16 protein-coding genes and 1 riboswitch are annotated in these 13,744 nt (G+C 50.4%); of the genes, 7 read left to right on the top strand and 9 right to left on the bottom strand.

The window, feature by feature from the left end:
* Nucleotides 1-108: 108 nt before the first annotated feature.
* Nucleotides 109-1,710 (top strand): EAL domain-containing protein, encoded by a 1,602-nt coding sequence (locus tag FCH32_RS03540; protein ID WP_174360499.1) that lies wholly within the window; start codon nt 109-111, stop codon nt 1,708-1,710.
* A 6-nt stretch (nt 1,711-1,716) separates the two neighbouring features.
* Here FCH32_RS03540 and yoaE read toward each other — a convergent pair whose 3' ends face one another.
* The gene (gene yoaE / locus FCH32_RS03535) at nt 1,717-3,276 is read right to left on the bottom strand and encodes a CNNM family cation transport protein YoaE (protein WP_096756712.1); all 1,560 of its coding nucleotides are present in this window, start codon (nt 3,274-3,276) and stop codon (nt 1,717-1,719) included.
* Nucleotides 3,264-3,422 carry a protein YoaL gene (locus FCH32_RS23405; RefSeq protein WP_411509345.1) on the bottom strand — a complete coding sequence of 53 codons (159 nt, stop codon included), beginning with the start codon at nt 3,420-3,422 and terminating at the stop codon, nt 3,264-3,266. The genes yoaE and FCH32_RS23405 overlap by 13 nt, the downstream gene beginning before the upstream one ends.
* Nucleotides 3,423-3,736: 314 nt before the next feature.
* Between FCH32_RS23405 and manX the strand changes: the two genes are divergently transcribed.
* The 5 genes from manX to mntP all read left to right on the top strand — a co-directional run bounded on the left by manX (nt 3,737) and on the right by mntP (nt 7,923).
* Entirely contained in the window at nt 3,737-4,699 is a 963-nt protein-coding gene (manX, locus tag FCH32_RS03530; protein WP_096756710.1) for a PTS mannose transporter subunit IIAB, read from the top strand.
* Between the two features lie 58 nt (nt 4,700-4,757).
* Nucleotides 4,758-5,558 (top strand): PTS mannose/fructose/sorbose transporter subunit IIC, encoded by an 801-nt coding sequence (locus FCH32_RS03525; protein ID WP_096756709.1) that lies wholly within the window; start codon nt 4,758-4,760, stop codon nt 5,556-5,558.
* 12 nt (nt 5,559-5,570) lie between these two features.
* Complete coding sequence (locus FCH32_RS03520) at nt 5,571-6,422, top strand: PTS mannose transporter subunit IID (protein WP_096756708.1); 852 nt, start codon at nt 5,571-5,573, stop codon at nt 6,420-6,422.
* Between the two features lie 61 nt (nt 6,423-6,483).
* The gene (locus FCH32_RS03515; RefSeq protein WP_115258242.1) at nt 6,484-6,942 is read left to right on the top strand and encodes a DUF986 family protein; all 459 of its coding nucleotides are present in this window, start codon (nt 6,484-6,486) and stop codon (nt 6,940-6,942) included.
* A 197-nt stretch (nt 6,943-7,139) separates the two neighbouring features.
* Nucleotides 7,140-7,240, top strand: a riboswitch (yybP-ykoY riboswitch).
* Between the two features lie 116 nt (nt 7,241-7,356).
* On the top strand, nt 7,357-7,923 hold the full coding sequence (gene mntP / locus FCH32_RS03510) for a manganese efflux pump MntP (RefSeq protein WP_174360498.1): 567 nt from the start codon (nt 7,357-7,359) through the stop codon (nt 7,921-7,923).
* On the opposite strand, the gene rlmA is transcribed toward mntP, so the two are convergent.
* The 6 genes from rlmA to mgrB form a co-directional block, all read right to left on the bottom strand.
* The gene (gene rlmA, locus FCH32_RS03505; protein ID WP_174360497.1) at nt 7,920-8,729 is read right to left on the bottom strand and encodes a 23S rRNA (guanine(745)-N(1))-methyltransferase; all 810 of its coding nucleotides are present in this window, start codon (nt 8,727-8,729) and stop codon (nt 7,920-7,922) included. The two genes, mntP and rlmA, sit on opposite strands and share 4 nt — an antisense overlap.
* A 63-nt stretch (nt 8,730-8,792) precedes the next feature.
* Nucleotides 8,793-10,538, bottom strand: coding sequence for a peptidoglycan glycosyltransferase FtsI (gene ftsI, locus FCH32_RS03500; protein ID WP_137399982.1), 1,746 nt, complete (start codon nt 10,536-10,538; stop codon nt 8,793-8,795).
* A gap of 219 nt (nt 10,539-10,757) precedes the next feature.
* Complete coding sequence (gene cspE, locus FCH32_RS03495) at nt 10,758-10,967, bottom strand: transcription antiterminator/RNA stability regulator CspE (RefSeq protein ID WP_001062678.1); 210 nt, start codon at nt 10,965-10,967, stop codon at nt 10,758-10,760.
* A 12-nt stretch (nt 10,968-10,979) separates the two neighbouring features.
* A complete protein-coding gene (locus FCH32_RS03490) occupies nt 10,980-11,123 on the bottom strand; it encodes a DUF2627 domain-containing protein (protein WP_003034983.1) in 144 nt (47 codons plus the stop codon).
* Between the two features lie 639 nt (nt 11,124-11,762).
* Nucleotides 11,763-12,044, bottom strand: a complete 282-nt coding sequence (locus tag FCH32_RS03485; RefSeq protein WP_117342933.1) for a YebO family protein — start codon at nt 12,042-12,044, stop codon at nt 11,763-11,765.
* A 74-nt stretch (nt 12,045-12,118) separates the two neighbouring features.
* Complete coding sequence (mgrB, locus tag FCH32_RS03480) at nt 12,119-12,262, bottom strand: PhoP/PhoQ regulatory lipoprotein MgrB (RefSeq protein WP_115258239.1); 144 nt, start codon at nt 12,260-12,262, stop codon at nt 12,119-12,121.
* A 163-nt stretch (nt 12,263-12,425) separates the two neighbouring features.
* Between mgrB and FCH32_RS03475 the strand changes: the two genes are divergently transcribed.
* Complete coding sequence (locus tag FCH32_RS03475) at nt 12,426-12,665, top strand: YobH family protein (RefSeq protein WP_096756702.1); 240 nt, start codon at nt 12,426-12,428, stop codon at nt 12,663-12,665.
* 113 nt (nt 12,666-12,778) lie between these two features.
* Here FCH32_RS03475 and kdgR read toward each other — a convergent pair whose 3' ends face one another.
* Nucleotides 12,779-13,570 carry a DNA-binding transcriptional regulator KdgR gene (gene kdgR, locus FCH32_RS03470; protein ID WP_096756701.1) on the bottom strand — a complete coding sequence of 264 codons (792 nt, stop codon included), beginning with the start codon at nt 13,568-13,570 and terminating at the stop codon, nt 12,779-12,781.
* Between the last annotated feature and the right edge of the window lie 174 nt (nt 13,571-13,744).

Raw genomic sequence — 13,744 nt, 5'->3', positions numbered from 1 at the left:
GACGGATGGGCGAATTTGCTTCCCCTCCCTCGTCTACGGTAATTTTCCCCACTACACTTGCTCTGTTGCTGTTGGCTTCTGTGACCAACGGCTTATCGGGCGGCCCGCATGCAAACAGCACAACGGATCATCAAAAATTATCGCCGTAATCGCTTAATCGTCTGCACAGTTTGTGCACTACTGACGCTCATTCTTACATTATCTGTCCGATTTATTTCGGAGCGTAATTTAAATCATCACTCCACCGTCACGTTCGCTAACCATGCTGTAGAACAGCTGGATGATATCCTGCTGCCGTTGCGGACCGGACGCGATGTGCTGCTGCCGTTAATTGGCCTGCCCTGCTCGGTGGCGCGTTTAGCCCTGAGCAAGCATGCCGCCAGACTGCAAACCGTGCGCTCTATTAACCTGGTTCAGGGTGGCATCCTCTATTGTTCGAGTATATTTGGCTATCGCAATGTGCCCATCAAGCAGTTGCAACCTGAATTGCCCAGCCGCGAGCCACAGCTACTGTTATCCACCGATCATTCGCTCATTAAGGGTAGCCCTATTCTGACGCAATGGTATCCGTCGTCTGCCAATGGCGAAGATGGGGTGCTGGAGATCGTCAATATTGAATTATTGTCGGGCATGCTGCTTGAACCACAGCCTCCGCAAATTACACATGCCAGTTTAACCATCGGTAAGCGGCATCTGCTGTACGGACAAGGCGTCGTCGACAAGCTACCGGAGAGTGACGGCGAACAACGCTACCAACTTTCATCACAACATTTCCCCTTTGCCATCAGCGTCAGCGGACCAGGAGCCAGCGAACTGGCGTTAAGACACCTGCCCACCCAGTTACCGTTAGCGGTCATGCTCAGCTTATTAGTCGGGTATCTGGCCTGGCTGGCGACCGCTAACAGAATGAGTTTTTCTTGGGAGATTAATCTGGCCCTCGCCGAGCGGGAGTTTGAGCTATTTTGCCAGCCACTACTGAACGCCAGCACCCAGCAGTGTACGGGCGTTGAAATTCTCTTACGCTGGAATAACCCGCGCCAAGGCTGGATTTCACCTGAAGTGTTCATCCCTATCGCGGAAGAGCACAATCTGATTGTCCCCCTGACTCGTCACGTCATCGCAGAAACCATTCAGCAACGGCACGTTTTCCCAATGAGCAGCCAGTTTCATATCGGTATCAACGTCGCCGCCAGCCATTTTCGTGACGGTATGTTGTTAAAAGACCTTAATCAGTACTGGTTCAGTCAGCATCCCATCCAGCAACTGGTGATTGAACTGACCGAGCGCGACGCACTACTGGATGTCGATTATCGACTGGTGCATGAACTTCACCGGCTGGGGGTAAAACTGGCCATTGACGATTTCGGTACCGGCAACAGCTCGCTCTCGTGGCTGGAAAAGTTGCGCCCGGATGTACTGAAGATTGATAAATCCTTTACCTCTGCGATCGGGACTGATGCCGTCAATTCGACCGTTACTGACATCATCATCGCACTGGGGAAAAAACTGAATATTGAACTGGTAGCTGAAGGGGTTGAAACGCAGGCGCAGGCCCAGCATTTACGGCGACATGGCGTGAATGTATTGCAGGGATTTCTGTATGCCAAGCCGATGCCGCTGCGCGATTTTCCTCAATGGCTGGCGGGCAGTAGTACACCACCACCCGCCCGGCATAACGGGCATATCATGCCTGCTATGCCGTTTCGGTAGGTCAAATTATTCGTCTTCGTGGTGAGCGGATTGCTCTTTAACAATACGAACGAGATCCACACGATAGTCGTTCGCTTCGACAATGGTGATGCTTAGCGGTGCAACCTCAATCACATCGCCAACACGCGGAATGTGACCGTTAGCCGCGATAACCAGCCCCGCCACCGTCGCAATGTCTTCGTCTTCGTCCACCAGCGTATCAACGTCAAGCGCCTGCTGCAGAGCGTGCAGATCGGTGCCGCCTTTAACCAGCCAGCCACCCGCATCGGCGATGATTTCCGGTGTTTCATCAGCATCCGGGAACTCACCGGCAATGGCTTCCAGAACATCCAGCGGGGTCACCAGACCCTGAACAACGCCAAATTCGTTAGTAACGATAACGAAGCTGCCACGGGCACGACGCAACACGCCCAACAGATTAATCGGATCCAGCGTTTCTGGGACCACGATGGCCGGTGACGCTGAGGCAATTGCTGCCACATCTACGCCGTCTTCGAGGGCCACCAACAGTTCTTTTGCCCGCACGATACCGATAATTTCGTCCAGTTCACCACGACACACCGGGAACAGGCTGTGTGGGGAAGAGAGCAGCTGTTCACGAATTTCTGCCACGCTCAGATCTGCATCCACCCAGCTGATTTCGCCACGCGGCGTCATAATGCCGCGCAAAGAACGTGAGGCCAGCGACAGCACGCCGTTGATCATATAGCGTTCTTCTTCAACAAATGCCCCTTCCGGAACGGGTACCGGCACCGGGTTATCAGACTCCATCTGCACACCGGCCTGACGTTTACCGCCCATCAGGCGCACAATGGCCTCGGCGGTACGTGCACGCAGCGGCAGCGTCGACTGGTGGCGAATAAAGTTACGACGAGCAATCTGGTTAAACAGTTCGATAATAATCGAGAAGCCGATCGCAGCGTACAGATAACCTTTCGGAATGTGGAAGCCAAACCCTTCGGCTACCAGGCTCAAACCGATCATCAACAAGAAGCTCAGACACAGCACCACGACCGTCGGATGTTGGTTCACGAATCGCGTCAGTGGCTTGGACGCCAACAGCATCACCGCCATCGCAATCACCACCGCCGCCATCATTACCGGCAGGTGGTTCACCATACCGACGGCTGTAATCACCGCATCCAGGGAGAAGACCGCATCGAGGATCACAATCTGCGTCACGACAACCCAAAAGCTCGCATAGCCTTTTGACTGGCCGGTATCATGCTCACGGTTTTCCAGCCGCTCATGCAGTTCGGTGGTAGCCTTGAACAACAGGAAGATACCTCCCAGCAGCATAATCAGGTCACGCCCCGAGAACGAATAGTCCATCACCGTGAACAGCGGTTTCGTCAGCGTCACCATCCACGAGATCACGGACAGCAGTGCCAAACGCATAATCAGCGCCAGCGACAACCCGATCAGACGCGCTTTATCCCGCTGTTTAGGCGGCAGCTTATCGGCCAGAATCGCAATAAAGACCAGGTTATCAATACCCAGAACAATTTCGAGAACAACAAGCGTGAGCAAACCCACCCAAATCTGCGGGTCCATTAAGAATTCCATGACAAGCTCCTGCTCAAAGAATGGCTAAACTGCGCCCTGGACATCTCAGGCGTTGAAGCAATATGCAGATAAAGTGTGTGGCAAAAAGTGCCAAACTGACAGGCGCTAAGCGGCCTCGAGGTGAAATGACGTCGGTGACGATCCATACGGTGGGCTACTGCCCTATACTCCTGATTAATTAAATATATGCTAAACATAACAGACACAACCGGTTTTTAGCAAAGATTTACCTTCCTTTGCAATAAGTTGTGTCGGAGATATTTTACTCTTCGAAATTTCTTTTAATCGGAAGTTAAATTACGGATCTTCATCACATAAATTATTTTTTTCGATATCTAAAATAATTCACGAAAATCATAGGTTTTTCATTGTAACCCTTATCTGAATCGATTCGCTTGCGGACGACGATTCAAAATACATCTCGTTGTCGATGTGTTAACGATAATAAAGGAGGTAGCAAGTGACCATTGCTATTGTAATAGGCACACATGGTTGGGCTGCAGAGCAGTTACTTAAAACAGCAGAAATGCTGTTAGGCGAGCAGGAAAACGTCGGCTGGATCGATTTCGTTCCAGGCGAAAATGCTGAAACGCTGATCGAAAAGTACAACGCTCAGTTGGCAAAACTCGATACCAGTAAAGGCGTGCTATTTCTCGTTGATACATGGGGAGGCAGCCCGTTCAACGCTGCGAGCCGCATTGTCGTCGACAAAGAGCATTACGAAGTGATCGCTGGCGTGAACATTCCCATGCTGGTCGAAACCTTTATGGCGCGTGATGACAACCCAAGCTTTGATGAATTAGTCGCACTGGCAGTAGAAACCGGTAGCGAAGGCGTGAAAGCGCTGAAAGCAAAACCGGTAGAAAAAGCCGCTCCGGCCCCAGTTGCTGCAGCAAAAGCAGCGGCACCGGCTAAACCGATGGGTCCGAACGATTATATGCACATCGGCCTCGCACGCATCGATGACCGCTTAATCCACGGTCAGGTAGCCACCCGCTGGACCAAAGAAACCAACGTCACGCGCATTATCGTCGTCAGCGATGAAGTTGCCGCAGATACGGTGCGTAAAACGCTGTTGACGCAGGTTGCGCCTCCAGGCGTAACGGCGCACGTGGTGGATGTCGCGAAAATGATCCGCGTCTACAACAACCCGAAATATGCAGGCGATCGTGTGATGCTGCTGTTCACCAACCCGACCGATGTTGAACGTGTCGTGGAAGGTGGCGTAAAAATCACCTCGGTAAACATTGGTGGCATGGCTTTCCGTCAGGGTAAAACGCAGGTTAACAACGCGATTTCCGTTGATGAAAAAGACATCGAAGCCTTCAAGAAACTCAACGCACGCGGCATTGAACTCGAAGCCCGTAAGGTTTCTACCGATCAGAAACTGAAAATGATGGATTTGATTGCCAAAGCGAAATAACCCGCTGGCATTTACTTAGTTTTCACACTTAAGTCTGTATAGCAATAGGAGAAGTACAATGGAGATTACCACTCTTCAGATTGTGCTGGTGTTCATCGTCGCATGTATCGCGGGTATGGAGTCGGTACTCGATGAATTTCAGTTCCACCGTCCGTTGGTGGCCTGTACGCTGATTGGCGCCGTTCTCGGGGACATGAAAACCGGTATTATCATCGGTGGTACCCTGGAAATGATCGCGCTGGGTTGGATGAACATCGGTGCCGCCGTTGCACCAGATGCCGCACTGGCCTCAATTATTTCTACCGTTCTGGTTATCGCAGGTCACCAAAGCATCGGTGCCGGTATCGCGCTGGCTATCCCGCTGGCAGCAGCTGGCCAGGTTCTGACTATCATCGTTCGTACCATCACCGTCGCCTTCCAGCACGCTGCGGATAAGGCTGCTGAGAGCGGCAACTTGACGGCGCTCTCCTGGCTGCATGTGTCCTCGCTGTTCCTGCAAGCAATGCGTATCGCGATCCCTGCGGTTATCGTGGCGATTTCTGTCGGCACCAGTGAAGTCCAGGGCCTGCTCAACGCCATCCCTGAAGTGGTCACCGGCGGCCTGAACATCGCGGGCGGTATGATCGTCGTCGTGGGTTATGCGATGGTCATCAACATGATGCGCGCAGGCTACCTGATGCCGTTCTTCTACCTCGGTTTCGTCACCGCGGCATTTACCAACTTTAACCTGGTTGCACTGGGTGTGATTGGCGCAGTTATGGCCATCCTCTACATTCAGCTGAGCCCGAAATATAACCGCGTAGCGGGTGCGCCAGCGCAAGCTGCTGGCAACAATGACCTTGATAACGAACTGGACTAGCAGGTGAGCGAAATGGTTGATATGACTAAAACTACCACCGAGAAAAAACTCACTCCGAGTGACATTCGTGGCGTGTTCCTTCGTTCTAACCTGTTCCAGGGTTCATGGAACTTCGAACGTATGCAGGCGCTGGGTTTTTGCTTCTCCATGATACCGGCAATTCGCCGTTTGTACCCGGAGAACAACGACGCGCGTAAGCAGGCTATTAAGCGTCACCTGGAATTCTTTAACACCCATCCTTATGTTGCGGCACCGGTTCTTGGCGTAACGCTGGCGATGGAAGAACAGCGTGCTAACGGTGCAGAGATTGACGATGGTGCCATCAACGGTATCAAAGTCGGTCTGATGGGTCCGCTGGCAGGCGTAGGTGACCCGATCTTCTGGGGTACCGTGCGTCCGGTATTTGCCGCCCTCGGTGCGGGTATCGCGATGAGTGGCAGCCTGCTAGGCCCACTGTTGTTCTTCATCTTGTTCAACGCGGTACGTCTGGCAACACGCTACTACGGTGTGGCCTACGGTTATCGTAAAGGTGTCGATATCGTTAAAGATATGGGCGGCGGCTTCCTACAGAAACTGACTGAGGGGGCGTCAATCCTTGGCCTGTTTGTCATGGGGGCCTTGGTGAATAAGTGGACGCACGTGAACATCCCGCTGGTGGTTTCCACCATCACCGGTCAGGATGGTCAGACTCGCGTAACCACCGTGCAGACCATCCTTGACCAGCTGATGCCGGGCCTGGTACCGCTGCTGCTGACCTTCGCCTGTATGTGGCTGCTGCGTAAGAAAGTGAACGCTCTGTGGATTATCGTTGGCTTCTTCGTCATCGGTATCGCGGGTTACGCTGTCGGCCTGCTCGGCCTGTAAGACTGCTATACCATACCGGGGGCTCTGCTCCCGGTTTTTCTATTTAGAGGGTTAAGGATTCATGACTATCACGGACCTGGTGCTGGTTCTTTTTATCCTGTCGCTGCTGGCGTTTGCCATCTACGATCAGTTCATCATGCCCCGCCGTAATGGCCCTACTCTGCTTGCTGTTCCCCTGCTGCCCCGTAGTCGTGTCGATAGCGTTATCTTCATTGGATTGATCGCGATTCTCATCTACAACAACGTCACCAGCCATGGGGCGCAATTCACTACCTGGTTATTGTGTGCGCTGATATTGATGGGAATATATTTGTTCTGGATCCGCACGCCAAAAATCATCTTTAAACAGAAAGGGTTTTTCTTCGCCAATGTTTGGGTGGAATATAGCCGGATTAAAGAGATGAATTTGTCGGAAGATGGCGTACTGGTGATGCAATTAGAACATCGGCGATTGCTGATCCGCGTACGAAATATAGACGACCTTGAGAGAATATATAAACTTCTCATATCAAATCAATGATATAGAAACATAGCCTGAACTATGTTATTTGTATATTGACGTATAACAAACATAGCACAGGCTATATTCACGTTCTCTTTTTGTTATTTAATTTAACGCATTATCGACAATTAAATCTAAATGAAAATCGTTTTCAATTAGAAGTCAAATAATATCCACCCGTTTCTTGTTTTATATTCTCAAAATATGTTAAGGTTGCGCCCGTCATTGGGGAGTAGCCGATTTCCAGACTCCGGAAATGTACGTGTCAACATACTCGTCGCAAGGCGTGGCGCGTACGGACTGTAAACATACAGTCAGGCGAGACCATAGACACATCAACTGCAATGCATGTCTCCTGAACTGCGTGTTCGGGCGTGCATGGTTACTGGGGGCAGTGATGTGTTTAATGGATACCCCGGTCAGGACGCTGTTATGAATCTCACCGCTACTGTTCTTCTCGCTTTCGGCATGTCGATGGATGCATTCGCCGCATCAATTGGTAAAGGTGCTACGCTACACAAACCTAAATTCTCTGAAGCTCTGCGCACTGGCTTAATTTTCGGCGCTGTCGAAACGCTGACCCCGCTGATTGGTTGGGGTATGGGCATGCTGGCGAGTAAATTCGTACTCGAGTGGAACCACTGGATTGCCTTCATCCTGCTGATTTTTCTCGGTGGACGAATGATAATCGAAGGTTTCCGTGATAACGGTGATGAAGATGAAGAGCCGCAGCGTCGCCACGGTTTCTGGCTGTTGGTGACCACCGCCATTGCCACCAGCCTCGATGCGATGGCCGTCGGCGTCGGTCTGGCTTTCCTGCAGGTGAACATTATTGCCACCGCGCTGGCTATCGGCTGCGCCACGCTAATGATGTCCACGCTGGGGATGATGATCGGCCGTTTTATCGGCCCCATGCTGGGTAAACGTGCTGAAATTCTCGGCGGGGTGGTGCTAATTGGTATCGGTGCCCAGATCCTCTGGGCACATTTCCACGGTTAATTCACACGCTGCCAGATATGAATACTAAAGTCTGTCTGGCAGTCAAATGTCGTTTTCCCCGCCAGCGTTTCCCAGACTTCCGGTTTTGCCCGCCAGGCAAAAGGCGTCATTTGCAGCAATGCCACAGCCTCGCTACCGCTAAGCTGCATCTGATAGCCCAACGCGATACTCTGCTGCAGAGCAAAGCCTTCCAGCTGTTCCGTGTGTGGCGCATGCAAACGCACCTCATCGTAAATCAGCCCTTTCAGCTCCATTAAATGGCGCGGGCCCGGCGTGGCCGTTATCACCCATCCACCCGGCTTCACCACGCGCGCCAGCTCCTGAGCTTTACAGGGGGCGTAGATCCTGACAATGGCATCCATTGAAGCATCAGCAAAAGGCAGCCGATGACTTGACGCAACACAAAATGTCACCTGCGGATAACGCCTTGCTGCGGCCTTGATCGCCACCTTCGAGACATCCAGACCAAAGGTCACACTTCCTGCCAGCGCATCGGCAAACGCGTGCGTGTAATACCCTTCCCCACAGCCGATATCGAGAATCGCCGCGTCACCTGGCGTTAACGATTCCTGGAGAACATTCACAATCGCCTCACGCAGCGGCTGATAGTGGCCGGCATCGAGAAATTCCCGACGTGCCTGCATCATTTCCGCACTGTCACCTGGATCGCGCGAGCGTTTGTGTTGAACAGGCAGTAAGTTGACATACCCTTCTTTCGCCACATCAAACTGATGCCGCCCAGGGCAGGCAAAACTGTTGTTATCTTGAGTAAGAGGCTGATGGCAAAGGGGACAGGAAAACAACATGACAACTCCGGCAGATGGCTTCAGGGCGCAAGTGTAACGCGAATTGCGCCCAGGGAAAATAACTTACAGCGCCGGAGAGACGTCGTGATTACCGTGCATTACCAGCAAGTGTTCCGAGTCAGCGGGCATGCCATCCGGTTTAACGTTTTCCAGACGCAGCACATCCCCCATTATCTGACTAAAGACGGGGGCCGATACGGCACCACCGTAATACGCCCCATTTTGCGGGTTGTTGATAACCACCACCAGCGCAAACTTCGGATCGCTTGCCGGAGCCACGCCCGCCGTATATGCCACGTATTTATCGACATATTTGCCGTCATCGCCAATTTTCTTTGCCGTCCCGGTTTTTACCGCCACGCGATAATCTCGTACCGCAGCCTTTGTTCCCCCACCGCCGGGCAGCGCAACGCTTTCCATCATATGCTCAACCTGATGAACTAACGCCTCAGACATGACGCGTCGGCCTATTACCGGCGGATCGATACGGGTGATGGACAGCGGTCGATAGATGCCAAAACTGCCAATGGTGGCGTAAACGTGCGCCAACTGTAGCGGCGTGACCATTAATCCGTAGCCGAAGGCAAAGGTTGCGCGATCCAAACTGCTCCAGTAACGTCTCTGAGGCATTAAGCCGCTGCTTTCGCCAGTCAACCCTAGACCTGTCGGTTCGCCAAAACCAAAGCTCTTGTAGGTGTCCAACAATCGCTGAATGGGCATAGCTAATGATAAATGTGACACGCCGGTATCGCTCGATTTTTGCAAAATACCGGTCAGCGACAACTCAGGATAATAGCCAACATCGCGAATACGGTGCCCGTCAAGATTAAAGGGGTGGGTATCAATCACACTGTCGGGCTGTACAATTCCCTGTTGCAGGGCAGTCATAAGCACCAACGGCTTAACGGTAGATCCTGGCTCAAAGGTATCGCTGATCGCGCGGTTACGAAAATCGTCCAGCACCGCACCGTCGCGGTTATTGGGGTTGAAATCCGGGAAACTCGCCATCGACAATATTTCCCCAGTGGCGATGTTGATCAGTACCGCCGCCCCTGACTCGGCTTTATTCCACGTCACGGCATTGTCCAGCGCATCCTCGGTGACCGTCTGCAAGCGTTCATCGATGCTGAGCTGCAACTCATGTGCGGGTACCGGCATCACTTCCGTGATGTTCTCAATCACATGACCAAATTTGTCTTTACGCACCAACCGCGAGCCGGGTTTGCCCATCAACTGGCTATTGAAACTTTTCTCTACCCCTTCAATACCCTGGCCATCAATATTGGTGAAGCCAATCAAATTCGCGGCAACGTGGCCAGCGGGATAGAAACGACGGGACTCTTCGCGAAGATTAATCCCCGGAAGATTCAGGTTATCAACCCACTGCGCCTGTTGGGGTGAAATCTGGCGCGCCAGGTAGATAAACCGTCCGGCGGGGTTACTATTAACGCGTTCCGCCAGTGCGCTAAGCGACAAATTCAACGTTTTTGCCAACGCTTGCCAGCGCTCGTTATACCCGACACCACCTTTGCTAATAATCGTCTTAGGATCGGCCCAGACAGCATTAACCGGTACGCTCACCGCCAACGGTCGCCCTTCTCTGTCAGTAATCATTCCACGCGGTGATGCTGTCGTTACTTCACGTAATGAGCGCATGTCCTCCTGCTTCACCAGACTGGTCGGCGTGACGATTTGCAACCACGCAACCCTGCCAAGGAGCAGCCCCAGACTCAATAAAATTGCCGCGCAAAGCAGGGCAAAACGTACGGGAGTAAAATTGCGTGCATCGCCGTCGTTTTTCTTTTTCACCTGTTCTCCAGCAAGATAGTTTTTCAGGTGACTGATTTAACGAGAATTAGCGACAGAAAGCGGGGAAAAGAATGCTACGAATATCACGCCTTTGCAACAAAGCGCTAATGGGACGGCATTTTGAAATACTTTGACGTAATCTGAATTAAAAAGCCCCGCAAATGCGAGGCTTTATATCTGAAATTGCTGCGCCTGAGCGCTTCAAATCAGTGGTTTCGATCAGATAGCTGTTACGTTAACAGCAGCCGGACCTTTCTGGCCGTCCTGAATTTCGAACTCAACGTTCTGGCCTTCAGCCAGAGTTTTGAAGCCGTTACCCTGGATTGCAGAGAAGTGTACGAACACATCTTTGCTGCCATCAGCAGGAGTAATGAAACCAAAACCTTTAGACTCGTTGAACCACTTAACTTGACCTTTAATCTTTGCCATTTGCAAAATTCCTTAGAGTATTTTCTTCGCCCGCAGGCATAACATAGATAAAACTGAGACATTACTGCTTGAGGCACTAATATAAGGTTCGGCAGAGAAGCGGTATTCAACGTCAACGTGTTTACTCAGGACTTCTTTACTGAAAATGCCACACATAAACAGAACTGTACCTCGTTTAACCCAAAACGTGTTATCACATACAACGATAATAATGGCAAGCCATTTTTAAACGTGTCTCGATCGGTCGCACAAATCCCGAAGTTCATCTCACGACAACTGCACAGTTATGCGCCAGACCGAGTCTGGATATATTCTCACCGCTCCCGCCCTGCCCCGGCTGGCATACGCAGCAGCCGCGACATGTCTACCATAGCTCACCTTGTGAGGTTGTTCCAGACTCACTGATGCACCGTGTGCTGAATATCATTTTTTATGCTTAGTAATGCATAATTTGTCACAACGGTAAAAATGAGATCCGTCTTCTGGTTTTGCAGAAAAATAATGAAAGAATGATGACAAAGCACAAAAAAAGTAAGAGAAACGTTTCGCTGATAATAAAAACGATCACTATCACAAAAATGGCATAATCATATTATTAACGTATGGGTAATTATATTTAACACCACGTACAGGCACAGAATTAATCGGCCAACATGGATTGATGGAAGAACGTTATCGACAGTTCACCGCGCGAACCGCGTGGAGGTCGCAGAAGAAAATGATATGACAGGGTTAACGACAGGATGGAATATCTGAGAACAGCGTCATCAGACGCCCACCCTGTCTTTCAGTTGACTAACGTTCTGCTACCAGGCGAATGATACTTTCATCTTCATCCTGGTTTTTCACTGCAGGTTCTGCGGCTTTTTCAGGTTCGTTAGCTTCACAAAGACGACGAAGCAATGCGTTCTGTCGTTTTTGTTGATCTAACAACGCTTCAAGTAACTCGATCTGCTCATTAGTTCGTGAGCTTGCCCGATTGATGAAGAACCACAGTACAAGCCCGATAACCAGAACCACCACCGATACCACTAAAGACGCAAAACTTAGCGCGCCAGAGTTCAAAACTTCGTTCATTTTACCACCTCAATGTAGACAGCGTAGTTTACCACTGCCGCACAAGAAGGTAATCAACTGTTGCTAAAATGCGCTTACCAGGGAATAAATTTATTGATGGCACAAATTCCGTTGAAAAATTGTACGTCCTGATCGCACATGATGTTGAACACCTGCGCCCACATCAGTATGCATACCAGTACGACAATGATCAGCACCACCCACCGAATTTTTTTCACTCCAACTCCACTCTCCGAATCCACATCTTATGCGACTAAATTATCATGCGTTACCTAAACCCAACGTTAACCTTAGCGGCATAAATATTTTTAGGAATGATTCACTTGTTTCATTCAGTGTACAAGCTAATCTTATAATAACGAGAAAAGATAAGAGGTTGTAATGCGTCTGATTATTCGCGCAATTGTATTGCTGGCTCTGGTTTGGATTGGTTTATTACTGAGTGGCTATGGCGTGCTGATAGGGAGTAAGGAGAACGCAGCAGGACTGGGTCTGCAATGCAAGTACCTGACGGCACGGGGCACCAGCACCGCACAGTACGTACATACCAGCAGCGGTATCATCGGCTTGTCGGACTGTCCCCTGTTAAGGAAAAGCACCGTCATTGTCGATAACGGTTAATATTGAAGCAAGAAAATTACCTGTTATTGGTGTCGGCTTGTATTAATTTTGCTCATTTAAAAAGCCCCGGTACAAAATACCTGGGGCTTTTGACCTATTGCGTATAAATCAAATCAGAATGGATAATCGTTATAACCCATTTGTTCTGAAATTTTTCGCGCAGCCGTGTGCAGCATTTCGACATATTCGTGTAAACGCTCTTCAGAAAAACGCAGAGTCGGGAATGAAATACTCAAACCTGCGATGACCACACCGAAACGATCAAAGACCGGAACGCCGATGCAGCGCAGTCCTTCTTCCTGCTCTTCGTTGTCTTCACCGTAGCCTTGCTCACGCACTTTATCCAGCAGCAGCAGCAACTCATCAGTGCTGGTGATCGTACGGTCGGTGCTGCGTTTGTATTCCACGCCTTCAAGAATCTGTTTTACTTCGTCACGGTCACGCCATGCCAGCAGTACTTTACCGATCGCCGTGCTGTATAACGGGTTACGACGTCCAACGCGAGAATACATGCGTAAATTGTACATCGAGTCGATTTTATGGATGTAGACAATGCTGTCTTCGTCCAGCGCACCGAGGTGGACCGTCTCTTTAGTTAAACGCGACAGTTCACGCATCTGAATATCAGCGCTACGGATCAGATCGACGTTTTGCAACGCGCGAGCGCCCAGTTCAAACAGTTTCAGGGTCAGAGAGTATTTCTCAGACTCACCTTCCTGTGCCACATAACCCAGCGTTTTCATGGTCTGTAAAAAGCGATAAACGGTGCTTTTAGACATCATGACGCGTTGCGACAATTCGGTTATACCAATTTCGCGCTCTTCACCCAGTGCCTGCAGAATGCCAAAAACCTTCAGCACGGAAGAAACAGAATCGGGTTGTTTATCCAGATCTGCGATAGCCATTTATCACCTCATTACGAGTGTTTTATAAAAATCAGAACCGGTTTTTATTATAATTTCACGTACCGATGCTCGCAATCCATCTTTGCCCACTTAGTTACAAATCTGCGACATAACACCTGAATATCAATGCTAAAATTATTATTCTCATCATAATTTCCGACAATATTGACTTCC

It is taken from the genome of Citrobacter gillenii (genome assembly GCF_013337685.1).
GTDB lineage: Bacteria > Pseudomonadota > Gammaproteobacteria > Enterobacterales > Enterobacteriaceae > Citrobacter > Citrobacter gillenii.
The sequence above is the reverse complement of the archived record's forward strand: the minus strand, read 5'-3'. Positions and strand labels throughout refer to the sequence as shown.